The following is a 17,661-nucleotide window of genomic DNA, read 5'->3' on the forward strand; positions in this document are numbered from 1 at the left end:
TACTATATTCCAAGCCCATTTACGTACTCTGCAATGATGTTAGATGGGATCGCAAAACCTATTCCTTGTGCCTCAGAATTGACTGCTGTATTCATCCCAATCACTTGTCCCGCTTCATTCAATAATGGTCCACCAGAGTTGCCTGGGTTAATAGAAGCATCGGTCTGCAGCATATGCTCATATACTTGAGATTCTCCTGCTTCATTCTGAATCGTAATCGGTCTTTCTTTGGCACTAATGATCCCCATCGTCAATGTGGAGTCTAGACCAAGCGGATTGCCGATAGCTAGAACCCATTGTCCAATGGCTAGCTCATCAGAATTTGCTAATGGCAATGCCGGAAGAGCAGCTCCATCGGGTGTCTCGATTTTCAAAACTGCGATATCAAGATCAGTACTACTACCGACAACTTTCGCATTCAGTGGCTCGTCGTAACCATCAATCGTTACTTTGACTAGCTTGGCACCAGATACAACATGCTCATTGGTCACTATGTATCCTGAAGCGTCCACGATAAATCCTGTCCCAGAACCACTTAATTGTAAGCTAGCTTCATCATAGGTCTCATCTTCTGGTTGAGACTCTGACCCGGAATTATCTCCTCTTTCATTCGGCGAGCTCTGACCTTCTCTGCCTTGTGAATTCTGATCACCTGACATCCCACCGAAATATTGCCACATGCGCGGATCGTCGAACATACTAGACACCTCTGGTTCTGTATAATTCTCTATCTTCACTACCGAAGGTGAAGTCGCTGCGTATACATCTGATGTGCTATTGCTTGCCACTGACTGAGATGCCGTAACTAATCCAGCATCACCGAAGCTTGTACCACCTGTATTCGTGTAATAAGCAACATTATTGACATTGCCACCAGTGAATAGATTCATACGATCAGCAGTGTAGGTTAAACCTCCGATCATTAATGCACCTGCAAGGAACGCAGATACATAAACCTTAACGCCTTTACTATTCTTTTTCTTTTTCTCTACGATCTGTGGTAATTGATCAACCTCTTTATAATAAGCTTCAAATTGATTGTTATCCATAATGAATGCTCCTCCTATATCCGTAATCTATTATTTCTCTTGATTGGATACTTTTATTGTGAGGGATTCACCTTAAAGTAATCTTAACTTAACTATAAAGGAGCATAAAAAAAGGGGATCATCCCTTTGTCATTTTTGCAATGACTTTTAGGACATCCCCTTGCATTTATATAAGATATACTATTAACCAGTATTACGAAGACCAGCTGCAATTCCGTTAATCGTAAGTAATACTTCACGAAGTAACTCTTGATCGTCTCCGTCTTCAGCACGGATTGCACGAAGCTCAGCAAGTAATTGCACTTGTAAGTAGCTAAGTGGATCAACATACGGATTACGCAAACGAATAGATTCTTGAATAACTGGAACATTATCTAAAATTTCTGTTTGATTCGTAATTTTCAAGATTAGATCAGAAGTCAATTTGTACTCCTGCTCAACTTGAGTGAAGATACGATCACGAATGGTGTCATCAGTAATCATACTAGCGTATAGCTTAGCGATAGACATATCTGCTTTCGCAAGTGCCATTTGCAAATTGTCGATTAGACTGCGGAAGAACGGGAATTTCTCGTACATTGTTTTCAATGTATCTAGTTTATTCTCGTCATCGCCAAGATACTCAGCGATAGCAGTACCTGCTGCATACCACGCAGGAAGCAGATAACGACTTTGCGTCCAAGAGAATACCCAAGGAATCGCACGCAAATCTTCAAAACGATCACTATTTTTACGCTTAGATGGACGAGAACCGATGTTCAGTTCACCAACCTCATTAAGCGGAGTTGATTCTTTGAAGAATGTCAAGAAGTCAGGGTCTCTAAAGATAAGGTCCTGATACTTATTCAATGCCGTTTCAGAAATCGAAGCAGCAATTTCTTCCCACTCTTTTTCCACTTGTGGAGCTTGCTCTGGGTATTTTGCAAGACGAGCAGCTGTAATAAGCGCCCAAGTCGCTTGTTCTAAGCTACGGTATGCAATACCTTGTAAGGAGTAACGTGAAGATAGCACTTCACCTTGTTCAGTAATCTTAATGCCAGCACCCACTGTGTGTGGTGGCTGAGCAAGAATACTACGGTTAAGTGGCATACCACCACGTCCAAGCGCACCGCCACGTCCATGGAAGAATTTCAACTTAACATCATATTCATTACCAGTAGCAGTAATGTTGTTAAGAGCTACACGAAGCTCCCAGTTTGCAGTAACCGCACCACCATCTTTGTTACTATCAGAGTAACCAAGCATAATTTCGTGCATGTTACCACAAGCTTCAACAGCTTTACGGTACAATGGGATTTCAAATAATTGCTTCATGATGCCAGGTGCTGCATGAAGATCGTCAATCGTCTCAAACAATGGAACAGCTTGAATCGAACATACCGTTGTGCCATCATCTTCCACGCGGTACAGACCAACTTCTTTGGCAAATACCATAACTTCTAGCATATCACTAGCTGCCTCAGCCATACTAATCAAGTAACTATTAATACATTTTTTACCGAATTCCTTCTGAGCTTTAGCGACAACTTCATAAACATTCAAACATTCACGAGTCGAAGCAGAATATTCCTGGTGTTGAGATGTTAATGGACGTTGATCCTCTAACAACTTCACAAGTAATGTTATTTTCTCTTCTTCGGATAATGAACTATAGTCTGCCACAATACCTAATTTAGCCAACACTTCAGTCATTGCATTTTCATGTTCTTGACTATGTTGACGAATATCAAGCGTCATTAGATGGAAGCCGAACAACTCAACTTGACGACGTAATTTCGCAAGGTAAGTATCAGCGAAGTAATCCGCATAATGACTACGCAAACTACGATCAATAATTAGTAGATCGGCCATCAACTCATCAGGTGTTACATAGTAGGAATTAGGTTCAGCTTCATCAGGATCAACTGTATTTCCTAGTTTCTCTAACATATAACCAATTTTCACACGGTAAGGTTCTGTTGGATTTCTCCATGGATCAACACGTGTAAGTTCAACTTGCTCTTGATCTTTTGCAATAGATGCAAGAAGCTCATCTGTTACTTGAACAAGATTTGTGCTAAAGCTCAACATTTCCATCATGCCACGAATTTGCTCTTCGTATTTGCGAACAGCAAGTGAACGATGAAGATTCAGTGCTTGCAAAGTTACATCAGATGTTACAGATGGATTACCATCGCGGTCTCCACCAATCCATGAACCAAAACGCAAGTAACTAGGTACATGCCATTTTTGTTCTGGATAATATTTAACAAGACATCTTTCTAGCTCTTCATATACGCTAGGAAGTACGTCAAATAGTGTTTCATCGAAATAGAATAATCCGTTTTTAACTTCATCAAGTACAGTTGGTTTACGATCGCGAAGCTCATCTGTTTGCCATAGAATTAGCACTTCATTCAATAGTTTCTCAGTAAGTTTTTCACGTTCACGATAAGTTAAAGTAGGGTTGTCAAGCTCCATGACATCATCAGCAATACGCTTATGAATATCAAGTACAGCACGACGAGTTGCTTCTGTTGGATGTGCAGTCATGACAAGTTCTAAGGAAATACCCGCTAACATTTCTTCAACATCAGCTGTAGAAGCATTGCGATCCTTAAGTACTTTAATTGCACTTTCAATAGATCCATTTTGAACTTCTTCACCTGCTAGAAACTCATAGTCACGCTTTCTACGAATACGGTGGTTTTGCTCAGCGATGTTGACTAATTGGAAATAAATTGCGAAAGCACGAATTACCTGATGACGCTTCTCTGAACTTAAGGACGAAATAGTCGCCTTCACTTGTCCAAACAACTCAGGGTCAAAATGAGCACGAAGTGATTTACTTTGTTCTCGAATTTGCTCCACAAGCTCTAATAGCTCACGTCCGCCTTGATGAACAAGTACTTCACCGAGTATATTGCCTAAATAACGGACATCACGTCTAAGCAAATTATTAGATTGCGTCCGATTAGTCGCTGTTGATGTTACAGTTTGATCCGACATACTCTTCCTCCTACAGATCTGTACAGCAAACTCACAAACCATGCTTAATAAATTATCTATACATTATATTCGTAAGATTACTCTCAGTTAATTACAAAAACATTATTTTTATTATACATCAAAATGCAACTACATTGAAGCCTTTATGACATAATTAATCTAAAAAAAAGCTTGTTTTAACCTATATTCGATATAGAAAACGCTTAAATACCGAACACTGGAACATGTCAATAAGTACAAAGAAATTTATCATTCTCTTATTGTGTTCAATTCACAAATTACTCTTCTATTTTCGGCAATAGTTGTAGTATTGCAAAACAAATTCACTTATGTTACTTGATGTTGTAGTAGAAATCCAACAAAACGATGTTCATCTCAACTATGCCTATATTTCATTTTTATATCTTACTTTTAACTATAGCATTTAATGAACAGTAGTTAATAATTATAAATGATTATACAAAATTTACCGTCAATTTTGTTTTACACAATTTTCAATAGAATTTCATAAACACATGTAGAAAAACACAAAAAAAGACTTTGATTTCTCAAAGTCTGTCTGTTATGGTATGGAGCGGGCGATGGGAATCGAACCCACGCTATTAGCTTGGAAGGCTAAAGTTCTACCATTGAACTACGCCCGCTTATTAAACTGGTCGGGATGACACGATTTGAACATGCGACCCCCTGGTCCCAAACCAGGTGCTCTACCAAGCTGAGCTACATCCCGTAATGATGAAAGTAATTAAAATGGCGCGCCCTAAGAGATTCGAACTCCTGGCCTTTTGATTCGTAGTCAAACGCTCTATCCAGCTGAGCTAAGGGCGCAATGTGTTGGAGCGGAAGACGGGAATCGAACCCGCGACCCTCGCCTTGGCAAGGCGATGCTCTACCGCTGAGCCACTTCCGCACGACTTAATTACTTGTTGTGTTTCGCGATGTGTTATCGCGGCGACAAGTAATAATATATCACCTTTGAATTTGAAATGCAAGTGTTTATTACGAAAATATAAAAAAAAGTTTTTCTTCATATAATCCCTTTCAGTTCTGCATATTTATGGGCATATTCGATGATAATCAAATATTCCTCAGCAGATTGCAAATCTACAGAGGAACGGCTCTGTATTAAGTCTATCAATGCTTCAGTCTTTACTCCCTACTATCAATAAGCTTGCACTTCGAAGATCGAATATCCATAAGGGAACGCACGCTCAGTGCCAGTAATACGAATATACTTTGTTGTCGTGCTAGTAAAGTTAATCGTATCCTGTAATCCGTTATAGCTATTGATCTGAGCTACTTGATACCATTCTACTCCATCTATTGATAATTCTACAGTATACTTCGATGCTCTAGCTGCTCCAAGGCGTACATATCTCGCTTGTGTTGCTCCAAATAATATTTCATCTTCTCAGCCATCTCCTTGCGCTGTAGAGAACAATGAAGTCCACACATTGCCATTTATAGATCCCTCAATGGTGTAAGACCTGCCACATACCCCTTCCCAATAAAGTATTATTCGACCAATCTCGAAGCTTTTTCCAAGATCTGTAGTGATCGATTGTGGATCACTAGCATCTGAAATTCGTCACTGACAATATACTATTCCGATAGCGTTCATCATCAGCAAAGCTAATCGTGATCGGTTGCTTCACGAATGCCATCTGTCGAATCAGTTTGTAGTTCAGGAGCCGCTAAATCGTCCTGCATATACGTTGCATCATACGGATAGATCGTAAACTCATACAATGATTATCCGTACGGTGTACTACGCTCCAGCCCTGTAAGTCGAACATATCTTGCTTCATTAGGTGTAAAGTAGATCTCATCCACTCCGCCATCGCCATCTGATGTACTGAAAATAGGTGTCCAGTTCGATCCATCCAATGAAGTTTCAATAAATATCCTTTACCATATGCTCCTTCCCAATTCAGCTGATTATAATCCCGTTAGTGCAATGTTTTGCACAGCATTAGTCAATGCTTGGTACATTTTCTCTCGTCTCAGCTAGCATAATATCATCGAATACAAGCTGATGTGCACCAACCGCTGCTGCTATTCTACCTAGTATAAAGTTGAGTTTGCCATTATTTCTACTCATCGCTTCCATCGTGAAATCAATCGTATACTGCGTTAGCGTATCGTTAAAGGCTACCGTTCGAAGCATATACTGTGGATACCCTCCATCAATTTCAACCGCAATATTAATATCCCGAGCTAGCGTTGAGCTTGCTCATCTCTCCTTAATAAAATCCCCTCTTAACGATCAGGAAGATTAGCTTACGCCATATCTAGTTCCTAACTGCAATCAAGAGGGGATTATTTAATCAATCTTATTTCATCATGTTAAGATTTTCTTGCCATTTAACTGTTTTCCAATCTAGTACTGTCTGATAACCAAGTCCTTTTGTTTCTTCTGCTGCTTGTTTCAGCAATGCAGCAACTTCATCATCAGATTTCGCATAGATCATTTTTGGAATTGCTTGCTTATAGTAATCTTTCAAACGTTGAAGAATAATACCTTCATCAGAATCAGGAAGCGGATCTAGGTTAGAGAATTCAGTAATATTACGAGATGTTAGGAAAGATACAGTTGTTTGTGCAATTGTTGTCCAATCCTGTGCTTCTTCAGGTAATAATTTTTCACGTTGACCTTTAACTCCATCAATATAACTTGTATTACCATACCAGTTGAACTCACCGATTTTCAGCTCATCATATTTCTTAAGATCACGATTAATGTAAGCATCATTTGGAATTGGTACGCCATCTTCGACTTTATCGTAGTATAGACCTTCTGGTCCGAAGAAGATGATACGTTGTCCTTCTTCACTAGTAGCCCAGTTCATAAATGAGAAGATTGCTTCCGGATCTTTTGCATTTGTAGTAATTACGTTAACATTCCAACCTAAAGTGTTATATCCAGATGGATAAACCTTATTTTTATCTACGCCATCATTGTGAACAGGCCAAATTACTTCATAACCTGCTTCTGGATCAAGTGCTTTAAGTGTATTGTTTGCTTCACGACCAATACCTTCAACTACAGAATCATAAGCTGCAAATACAGCAATTTTACCAGCTCTTAATTTCTCATTAATTTGGTCACGAGTTTGAGTGAATAAATCTTGCGTAACTAGATTTTGACGGAATAAGCGATTTAAGTACAATACTGCATCCGCAAACCCTTTATCTTCATAAATTGAAACGAGTTTATTACCTTGTGGAACACCGAATACACTACCAGCACCAGGGGAAATAAATGTTGGTGAATTACCGTCTGCTGCACCACTGTAAAGCATTCCTAGCAATTGTAATTCTGCTCCATCACGAACTTCACCCGCATCAAGAGGCACGATATCAGGATATTTTTCTTTTACAAGTTTCAAGTAAGCTTCTAGCTCAGTCCAAGTTTCAAGATTAGGAGAACCTAACTCTTTATAAATCTTTTTGTTAACAAGATATGCCGCATTACCGTTACCATTATCACCACTAATGTACCAGTTAGGAATTTGGTATAGTTTACCATCTTCACTACGTAGCATATTTAATGTTTCTTCCCCAACCGTTTCTACAAACTCTGGGTATTTTTCTAAGTATGGATCAAGTGCAACTAATTTGCCTGCGCTTACTAGTCGTTCTACATCTTTACCTTTATCAAGTACGATAGCATCTGGTAAAGTATCAGATACAATCATTCCGTTAAGCTTTTGTGCTGCTGCTCCATTTGATTGCTCTGGAACAACAGTTACTTTAAGGTTTTCTGTAATCCAAGCGCCATGTGGACGCTCCTCCCAAGTTGGAGCTGTAAACCAATCATAGTTAACGAATTGAGTGAATGTTACTGGAATAACTTTGGATCTAGGATCAGTAGGTGTTTCTGTCTGATCACCTTCACCTGTATTAGTTGCAGTTTGTGTGTTCTGAGGTGTTGGAGTTGGAGTTGTATTTTTGTTACCGCTATTATTGCTACATGCTCCAAGTAATAAAGTAAATGTAAGAAGGACTAGCATTGTTACTTTCGTTACTCTTTTGTTTTTCATATCATTTTACCCCTCTCTATACAGTTATCTGTTACTAAACAAAGTATAGATGGATTTGATTTTCAAAAAAATCATAGCAATCAACGAAAAGTGTACTAAATCAATGAGCATATGGAATCATCAATTTGATCACAGTTCCTTCCCCCACTATACTTTCAATATGTACGCCATACTCTGTCCCATAATGGAGTTTAATCCGTTGATCCACATTCCTTATTCCATAACCAATAGCAGACTCACTCGTTCCAATAATTCCTTTAATCGTATGTTCAGTCATACCTAGGCCATTATCTTCAATAGCTAAAATGATTCTATCTTCTTTATGACTAATCACTAATCGAATATGAATCTGATCGTCATACCATGCATGCTCTAATACATTTTCAACAAATGGCTGCAATATAAATTTCACAGTTTCCTGCTGTAATAAAGAATCATCAATCTCATAAGTAACTACTATACGATCTCCATATTTTAAATTTTGAATGTCTAAATATGCTTTAATAATTTCTATTTCCTTAGAGATAGGGATGATCATTTCACCTTTATTGAGCGTTAACCGATAAAACTTAGCTAATTTCAGAATCATATCGTTCAATTTGTCTACTTCGCCTAATTTTGCCATTCGACTAATCGAAGAAAAGGTATTGTATAGGAAGTGTGGATTAATTTGAGCATGCAAAATTTGCAATTCCGCTTCTTTTGTTTCTAGTTTACTAATATAAATTTCATCTATTTGCGTCTGAATGGTAGATGCCATCTCGTTAAATGCTTCTGATATTTGACGGAACTCATCATGTCCGCTGTAATATATCCGCTTGTTGAAATCACCTTCCGTAAATGCTTGCAATGAATATACTAGTTTTGAAAAACGCAGTGTGAAAAATTTAGAAATGACAAAACTAATGAAAACAGCAATGATTAATGAAATAAAACAGATTAGAATCGTAATGTTTCGTACCTGTAAGGAGCCTTCCTTTAAAGACTTTTTTGGTACAAGTGCAATAACTTGAATAGGCATGCTATCTACTACTTCTGTCATCTGTAAATATTGCTTGGAAGATTGTAGTAAGCTAGGATCATACTCCTCTTTGGTCATATTACTTGAATATAAGTATTGTTGGTTATGATCAACAACTACGAGTTTCGTTCCTTCTCCCAAATTACTAAGATCAAAGTCTTCAAATATATCACGCATTTTCACAGTTATCTTTAATAATCCTATCTTTTGAAGAATTTCATAATCTATTACATTACGCAATAAAGATATATTATCATACTGCTTGTCTTTACCTACCTGTTCCCATAATTGCTCATCGTATGTCAAATCAAGCTTCTTATACCATTCCTCGTCCTTAATCCGATCCGTATACATTATGCCGTATAGTCTACTGCCATCTCGTAAATACTCTTCCCGCTCCTCATAATAAAACTCTCCTATGGTTGGTTTATCTATATATAGACTGATCATAACTTGTGTATTAGGAAGTAAAATAGCTGATTCCATTTTTGGTAAAATATATTCCGTCATAATCCGATGCCGTTCCCCACCAAGATAATACCCCGCTAAATTTCGCGAGAGCACTTGATCGTCGAAAATGGCGTCGGAGCTTCGAATAATATCATTCACTCTATACTCTACTTGTGTGCCATATTGTGTAAGCGTAACCGCTAAACTATTGCGCATCTCCTGTTCAGCGGAATGGGCCGTCTTATAATATGTATAGCTACCAATCACGATAATAGGAAATAGAACCAGCAAAATATATGAAGTAAGTAGCTTCGTCCGAAGTGGTATGTATAGTTTTCTAGAGCTATATATATTAACCACTCTTCTTTCTAAATTCGCCTGGCGTCATTCCGATTGCCTCACGAAATGTTCTACTAAAATGAGTTAGACTTTTGTAACCAATCTGATCGGCAACTTCATATACTTTCAACTTATGATTGCGAAGCAGCTCTTTCGCTACTTCCATGCGTCGCATAAGTACATATTCATTAAACGTTGAACCCACTGTTTCCTTAAACATATGACCAAGATGATTAGGAGAATAAGCAAAATAGTTAGCAACTTCGCGCAACGTAATTTCACCTGATAGACGTTGTTCGATATACTCGATAATCTCTTCGAATAATCTATAATTTCTTTTCTGTTTGCGCATATATAATGTCTCTGATATTTCAAACAAGGTACTACGAAGCCACTTTTGTATATCATAAATGGTCTCAAACTGGGCAATCATCTCCAAATTATTACTTCCCCAACCAAGTAAACTTTGAAAACTTTCATTCATTTGTGCTAGATCATTTTGCAATTTAAGTGCAATATGAGTAGCAAAATAATAAACTTTTTGCGGATGATCAACATATTGAACAACAGCAAATAGCTCATCAATACAATCATAAATATTAACTAACTGATACTTTATTGTGGCATGAAACATTCGATCTAGTATCGGTTGTATATCTTCTGTTTGTTGGTCATATCTAGGCATTAGCATCGACGGTGCAATAACTCTATTTTTCCCTAGAAACATTTTATAATTAATACAATCCTGCGCTTGCTCGAAAGCTTGTTTTAATGTAAAGTCATCACTCACTAGATCGCCGAAACCTGTAGTTATCGTAACTTTTTGCTTTGTTGCCGTTAATTCTACTATTTTTGTAAGTTCTAAAACTAGATTATTGCTATATGGGACTATTAATCCTAAGCGATGACTCGATAATGTACACCATAATGTATAGCCATATTGATGAAATAACTCTTCTAAAAAGATCATACATTGCTCAGTTAAAAGCTTTAAACTTCTCTCGCTCTCTCCAGTTGGAACAATGCCTCTATCAATCTCAACGATTACGACCGTCATGCCATTGCATTTATAATGATAACCTAGTTGCTCGGCAAGTGACTCTGTCCAAAGACGTGATGTTTTCCCTTGGAGCAATTGTGATACACTATCCTGCCTACGCCACACCAAAGTTTCTGCCATAATCTCTTGTTGATTACGTTCCTCTGTGAGTTCATTAACGATATTCTCAATAACTGCGATTAATTCATTATCATCTACCGGCTTTAACACATAGCCGTCTGCCTTCAAATCTAATGCTTGCTTGGCAAATTGAAAATCTTGGTATCCGCTAATAAAACACTTCTTCAACTGCGGATTCAAGTCTTGCGCACGCTTTGCAAGTTCTAAACCACTTAATACAGGCATTTTAATATCTGTAATAAGGATATCTATACTATGCTCCTCAATATATTGCAGAGCAACGAGTGGACGATTCTCCCAGCACACCACTTCTATATTCAATTTTTCCCATGGTATTAACTGACGCAAACCTTCTAGATCATATCGCTCGTCATCAACTACAACTGCTTTGTACATGGAACTCCTCCTAGTAGCATGATGTCAAAGAGAGGTTATACATTTTCTGTATAACCTCTTGTCTTCGCAGTCACATTAATCATAATGAGAAGCTGCGGTTTTCTATTCTTTTAGCGAACCTATTAATACCCCTTTAACGAAGAAGCGTTGTAGGAATGGATAGATACATAGAATCGGTAATGTCGCTACCATCATCGTTGCCATTTGCAACGCTTTAACGGTTACCGTATTAGCTAATGCAGATTGAGCATAACTATTCAAATTAGTCATTAGCGAAGCTGTAGTACCAGCATTAATAATTTGTACGAGTAATGTCTGTAACGGAACTAAATTCTGATTTTGGATAAATACTGCTGGAATAAACCAATCGTTCCAAAGTGTTACTGCAGTGAATAATGACAATGTTGCAATGACCGGACCAGATACCGGAAGTACGATTTTGAAAAAGACTCCAAAGTTAGAACATCCATCAATTCTTGCCGATTCTTCCAATCCATCAGGTAATTGACTAAAAAATGTTCGGAATATAATCATATTATAGACGCTGATCATCCCGTGTAACAATAGGAATAGGAAAGTATTATACAAATTCAACGAATACACAATGATAAAGTATGGAATTAAACCACCATTAAAGAACATTGTAAAGATAGCGAATAACGTATAAAAACGTTTGAAAACTATCCCTTTTTTAGATAAACCATATGCGAATAGGGCAGTAAAGAACATTGATAATAAAGTACCTAGTACTGTTCTTGCGATCGTAACTAAATACGCATTGTAAATATGTTTTTCTTGGAATACAACTTTATAGTTTTCAAGCGTAAAGTCTCGAGGCCATAAAGTTAATCCCCCTAGTGCAGTATCTGAACCAGTGTTAATTGATATAATGAATGAATTCCAAAACGGATAGAATGTTATGAATGTTAAAATCGTTAATAGTGTATAGATTATTGTTCTTACGACTTTATCAGATGCTGATAATCTCATTTGTGCCACTCCTTGTTCGTTATCATCATTTCACTACCATAGACTTTCTTGATTAAAGCGACGAGCTAGTGAATTAGCAAGTACAAGTAATGTCACACTCAATAATGATTTGAATAATCCTGCCGCTGTTGCATAAGAATATCGTTGATTCATTATCCCCATGTTATAGACGTAGGTATCTATAACTTCTGCCACAGGCATGACTATCCCATTATTCAAATTACGGGTTAACATCATAATGTCTTCAAACCCTGCATTCAACGTATTACCTACTCCAAGAATTAAGAAGATCATAATTACTGGTGCAATACTTGGTAAAGTAATCGTGAATATTTGCTTCACTCTGCTTGCTCCATCAATTGCTGAAGCTTCGTATAATGCAGGGTCAATACCAATAATTGCAGCTAAGTATACAATCGATCCAAAACCAATTTCTTTCCATACATTAGTTCCTACTAATATTGACCAGAAGTATTCAGGAACGGATAACCAACTAATAGGTTCTTTAATTAAATTAAATTTGAGAAGAACATCGTTTACTGGGCCATTATCTACTGCAAGCATTGAGAATACTAAGCCCGATACAACTACCCACGAAATAAAGTGGGGAATGTATGTAATCGTCTGTACGACTCTCTTAAATGCTACATTTCCTATTTCATTAAGCATTAACGCCAATATAATTGGTGCCGGGAAACCGATCAGTAGCTTTAAGAAGCTAATAACAAACGTATTCCTCATAATGCGCCAAAACTCAGGTGACGTAAAAAACATTTCAAAGTGTTTGAATCCAACCCATTCACTCGCTGAAAATCCTTTAAATAGGTTGTAATCCTGAAATGCCATTAATACTCCCCACATCGGACCGTAACTGAAAATAAACAAGAAAATTATTGCTGGTAAAATCATAAGTTGATAGTCCCATTGTTTGATAAACTTTTGCCAAACCGATAAAGGTTTTAATGAACTGTTCATGTAAGATCACCATCTCGTTTCGAGTATTTGTATACCTTATATGTTAAAGTTTTTAACTGATCCATTCTAGAACAGTAAATAACGATATATGTACTAAATCAACGATAATAAATTTATCCGTTCATCGTTGACGTAATACTCATATAATCTAGTTTTCTATACGATTAAATACGCTACTTTGGAGATTACTTACCTCCTAAATATGCTAATGTAAGTGATCCTACTTTCTATTCATCCACGACAAAAAAGAGGGATTATCTCCATAGAGACAATCCCTCTTTTTCAAATTTTCTATCTTATTCTTATTATCATTAGGCTTTCATCATATCGTGATCAACATAACGCTCGCCGTTCAGTTCACTAATAACATTAATAGCAACTTTTGCACCGTCACCAGCAGTAATGATTGCATGAACACTTACTCCTGTACAAGTACCAGCTGCCCATATACCTTCAACGTTTGTTTTACCTTGAGCATTAACATCAAAAATAGTTTTAATGCGAGGCTCTGTACCTACTTTCGTAGCGATACTTAATTGCTCCGCTAGATCCGTATGGATTCCAGAAGCAATAATAAGATGTTTCGCTTCAATACTATCACCATTTACTGTAGTTAGTACTACACTACTATCCCTTTTCTCGATCGAAATGACTGTATCTTCCTTGTATTCTGCACCAAATTTCTGAAATTGCTTAATCCCAGTTTCAATAAGATCTGGTCCCGAGATTTCCGAAACTCCATAAAAGTTTTCGAACCAGGCGCGTTTCGTCATACCTTTATCGCTATCAAGAACAATCGTTTTCTTTCCTGCTTTTGCAGTAAATAACGCTGCGCTAGCTCCTGCTGGACCAGCTCCGATTATTGCAACTTCATACATATTTAAGCACTCTCCTTCAATTATAAGTACAGGCAACGCCTTACTCTATTGTAAATGACAAGCCAATTAATATCAAAGAAGTATAAAAGAGGTTAGATATTTTATTTGATGAGTTCATAATATCTCAGATGACTAATATTCGCCTAGAGAACATAAAGCAGGCTCAATAATTATTGAGCCTGCTTTATGTTCTTACTATCCAATTCTTACTTATACCGGTGGTTGTTCCGTTATACCACTATTATGCGATTTGTATATCTTCTTTTCTTTTCTTCTAGCAATAATGACATACATGACAGGAACAACGATCAGCGTCAACAATGTAGAATAGAGCAACCCTGAAATAATTGCTACTGCCATCGGCTTAAATAGTGAACCACCATCTATAGCCATTGGAGTTAGTGCACCTACAGCTGTAAAGGTCGTTATTAGTATTGGTCGTAATCTAACCTTTCCTGCACTTGCAACAGCATCTTGTAACGAGCTACCTTGCTTCCTCTCCTGCTCAATATACTCAATCAATATAATACCATTCCGAACTACAATACCCGTTAAGCTTACAATACCCATAAATGCCATAAATCCTAGCGGTGAGTTTGTTAGAAATAATCCGATTAAAGCTCCACCAAATGCTAAGTATACGGACATCAAAATTATTAACGGGATAGACAGTGATTTAAACTGCATCACCATTAAGATATAAATTAATAGAACAACAACAATCCATAACTTAGTAATTGAATTAAATGCATCGTCACGTTGTTCATTCTCTCCACCTACAAGCACTGAATAGTTTTCAGGGATATCCATTGCTCCTAATTTTTCATTTAATTCTTCAGTAATTTCACTTACAAGCTTTCCTTCATTGTAACCGCGTACTGTGACTACTCTACGAGCATCTTCATGCTGAATCGAATGCACCTGTGCACTACGTTCCGCAGATACAAATTGTTCTAATTTTACCGGAGTACCAAGCTTCGATGGAACAGACAACTGAGAGAAAGCATCCGTAATCTCAGATTTCTCATCGTGCTTGACGCGTAATACAACATTTAATAGGTCCTTATTATCTATAAGGTCAGCGACTTTAATTCCTTCACTTAGCAGACGCAGAGTAGTTGAAATATCCTTTTCTGCCACTCCATGTTGTTGTAATTGCTCTTGATCAATATTGAATAAAATAATTGGCATATTCGATCCTATATCATCTGAAATATTAATCGCACCCTCAATATCTGCTAATTGATCCTTAACTTGTTGTGAGAGTTCCTGCAATACTGTCAAATCATCACCAGTAATACTAACGGTAATTGGTGCACCTACTGGCGGTCCTTGCTCCAGTTCCCTTGCCACAATTTCTACATCTGGCAACTTATCCTGTAGTGCCTCGCGCCATGGCTGGAGCATATCTTTCGTTTTAATCTGATCCATATCAATTTTCACAAATAGTTGACCTATATTTTCGCCATACTTTCCTGTCTCAGAATAGTAGAACTTAGGTGTCATTCTCCCTGCGTATAATGTTACTGAATTCACGCCCGGCTGCTCTCTTATCCATTCTGATGCATCATTCAATACATCTCTCGTTTTCTCTACAGAAGTACCAATTGGCAAACTGAAATCAATCAGCATGATTTCTCTTTCCGCCTTAGGGAAAAATTGCATACCTAGAAGTGGGAATAGTCCTAGACTCATACTTCCAACTACAAGAGCAAGCACTGCTGTCAGCACAGGTTTTTTGATAAAGCGAACAATTTGTTTTTCGTAGAACAAGCTTAATCGATGAATCGGCTTTCCTAGCAGACCCGATGTATTAGAATTTTCCTTAGTCTTGTTCCGTTTCCTAAGTAATCGTTCACTAATCCACATCCGGAAAATTGGAATGACTGTAACCGAGACAATTAAGGAAGCAAGCATCGTAAGTGTGATTACTACAGGAAGTGGGTGGATAAAGTTACCGACATTTCCTGTCATAAAATACAATGGAACAAATGATGCAATGGTAGCTAATGTAGCTGTCGTTATTGAGATGGCTACATCCTTACTTCCTCTAATTGATGCTTCCATCGGTGAATCTCCTAGTGATAAACGCCGTTGTATACTATCATTCACAACGACAGCATCATCTACTAAAATACCGAGTACTATAATTAATGCTACAATCGAGATTTGGTTCAAATCAACGCCAAAAAATTCAATTGGGATAAACCCAATAGCAACTGATACTGGAATTGCCAGTGCAACAATCAAGGAAGTGATGAAGGATAGTCCTAGCGAGCAAATGATAATAACAATGATCATACCGATCAATAGCTCTTTACCTAAATCACGAAACAGATGATTTACGCTTTCTTTTTGTGAGAATTCCGAAATCAATTGAACATGAGAAGGAAGCTCTTCCTTTAATGGGGAAACAACTTCATCAATTCTATTTTGCAACGAAGGTATATCTACTCCACTGCTAGCATTGATTACTATTGAAACTGCATAAAGATCATTATAATGAACTAAAGCATCGTTATTAACACCTACTTTTTCTACAGTAGCAAGATCTTCTACACGTAGTAAGGTACTTTCATTCTGAAATACGATTATTTTATTAATGTCATCAATAGATTCCCAGTCTCCACTTAGCTTCAGATAGGAGTAAGTTTCTCCTTCCTTAACTCCACCAAGCGGTACTCGATCATAATCATTCGAAATCGCCTGAATAACACTTCCCCATGGCAACCCAAGCTGATCTAGCTTCTCTGTATTGAGATAAATCGCTATTTCCTGCTCAGGTAAACCGATAATATCTACACCACTCACTCCTGAAACCTGCCCTAGCTCAAACTTCCACTTCTCTGCAAGGATTCTTAAGTCTTCTAATTGTTCAGGTGAGCTTACTGCAAACTGAAAAAATTGTTGAGCAATATTATTAAGGTTATCAATAACAACGGGCTTATTGGAATCATCCGGTAATTTACTTTCTACTAATTGTACTTTTTGTCTTAAAAGATCCCAAACTTTACGATTCTCTTCATCACTACCAGGCTCTATTTCTACAATAACAGTAGAAACGTTCAATGATGATGTGGAATCTACACGCACAATCTTAGAAATATCCTTAATGCTCTCTTCGATAGGAATTGTTACATACTGTTCTACCTTCTCTGGAGATGCCCCTGGATAAATTGTCTGTACTAAAGCAATAGTCAAAGACACCTCAGGATTTTCTCGCTTTGGCATCGTCAGAAAGCTTAAGCTACCAACAATCGTAGCCATAATAAAAAACAGTATAGTTACCTTGCGATTCTTCAAAACATAATCAAGCAATCTCTCTCCTCCTAAAATTTTATTTGTAATTTCC

11 protein-coding genes, 4 tRNA genes and 1 pseudogene are annotated in these 17,661 nt (G+C 37.5%); all 16 read right to left on the minus strand.

Annotated features, from left to right (window positions below; genetic code table 11):
* Window positions 1-2: 2 nt before the first annotated feature.
* Window positions 3-1,049, minus strand: a complete 1,047-nt coding sequence (locus tag NV377_RS10280; RefSeq protein WP_258201106.1) for a S1C family serine protease — start codon at window positions 1,047-1,049, stop codon at window positions 3-5.
* 183 nt (window positions 1,050-1,232) lie between these two features.
* Window positions 1,233-4,037, minus strand: coding sequence for a phosphoenolpyruvate carboxylase (gene ppc / locus NV377_RS10285; protein WP_258201107.1), 2,805 nt, complete (start codon window positions 4,035-4,037; stop codon window positions 1,233-1,235).
* Window positions 4,038-4,607: 570 nt separating this feature from the next.
* Window positions 4,608-4,681: transfer RNA gene (locus NV377_RS10290), tRNA-Gly, on the minus strand.
* Between the two features lie 9 nt (window positions 4,682-4,690).
* A tRNA-Pro gene (locus NV377_RS10295) sits at window positions 4,691-4,767 on the minus strand.
* A gap of 21 nt (window positions 4,768-4,788) precedes the next feature.
* Window positions 4,789-4,865, minus strand: a tRNA-Arg gene (locus NV377_RS10300).
* Between the two features lie 7 nt (window positions 4,866-4,872).
* A tRNA-Gly gene (locus NV377_RS10305) sits at window positions 4,873-4,947 on the minus strand.
* 252 nt (window positions 4,948-5,199) lie between these two features.
* Window positions 5,200-5,622: pseudogene (locus tag NV377_RS25925) on the minus strand (discoidin domain-containing protein).
* A gap of 167 nt (window positions 5,623-5,789) precedes the next feature.
* Entirely contained in the window at window positions 5,790-5,924 is a 135-nt protein-coding gene (locus tag NV377_RS10310; protein WP_258201108.1) for a discoidin/SUN/FTP domain-containing protein, read from the minus strand.
* An 85-nt stretch (window positions 5,925-6,009) separates the two neighbouring features.
* A complete protein-coding gene (locus NV377_RS10315) occupies window positions 6,010-6,204 on the minus strand; it encodes a hypothetical protein (protein WP_258201109.1) in 195 nt (64 codons plus the stop codon).
* A 166-nt stretch (window positions 6,205-6,370) separates the two neighbouring features.
* Window positions 6,371-8,080, minus strand: a complete 1,710-nt coding sequence (locus NV377_RS10320; RefSeq protein ID WP_258201110.1) for an extracellular solute-binding protein — start codon at window positions 8,078-8,080, stop codon at window positions 6,371-6,373.
* A 100-nt stretch (window positions 8,081-8,180) separates the two neighbouring features.
* Window positions 8,181-9,911 carry a sensor histidine kinase gene (locus NV377_RS10325; protein WP_258201111.1) on the minus strand — a complete coding sequence of 577 codons (1,731 nt, stop codon included), beginning with the start codon at window positions 9,909-9,911 and terminating at the stop codon, window positions 8,181-8,183.
* Window positions 9,904-11,466, minus strand: a complete 1,563-nt coding sequence (locus NV377_RS10330; RefSeq protein ID WP_258201112.1) for a helix-turn-helix domain-containing protein — start codon at window positions 11,464-11,466, stop codon at window positions 9,904-9,906. Before NV377_RS10330 ends, NV377_RS10325 begins: the two co-directional genes overlap by 8 nt.
* 102 nt (window positions 11,467-11,568) lie before the next feature.
* The gene (locus NV377_RS10335; protein WP_258201113.1) at window positions 11,569-12,456 is read right to left on the minus strand and encodes a carbohydrate ABC transporter permease; all 888 of its coding nucleotides are present in this window, start codon (window positions 12,454-12,456) and stop codon (window positions 11,569-11,571) included.
* A 33-nt stretch (window positions 12,457-12,489) separates the two neighbouring features.
* Window positions 12,490-13,431 (minus strand): ABC transporter permease, encoded by a 942-nt coding sequence (locus NV377_RS10340; RefSeq protein WP_258201114.1) that lies wholly within the window; start codon window positions 13,429-13,431, stop codon window positions 12,490-12,492.
* 311 nt (window positions 13,432-13,742) lie between these two features.
* Window positions 13,743-14,309, minus strand: a complete 567-nt coding sequence (locus tag NV377_RS10345; protein WP_258201115.1) for an FAD-dependent oxidoreductase — start codon at window positions 14,307-14,309, stop codon at window positions 13,743-13,745.
* Window positions 14,310-14,519: 210 nt separating this feature from the next.
* On the minus strand, window positions 14,520-17,627 hold the full coding sequence (locus NV377_RS10350; RefSeq protein ID WP_258201116.1) for an efflux RND transporter permease subunit: 3,108 nt from the start codon (window positions 17,625-17,627) through the stop codon (window positions 14,520-14,522).
* Window positions 17,628-17,661: the final 34 nt, after the last annotated feature.

Source organism: Paenibacillus endoradicis (assembly GCF_024721975.1).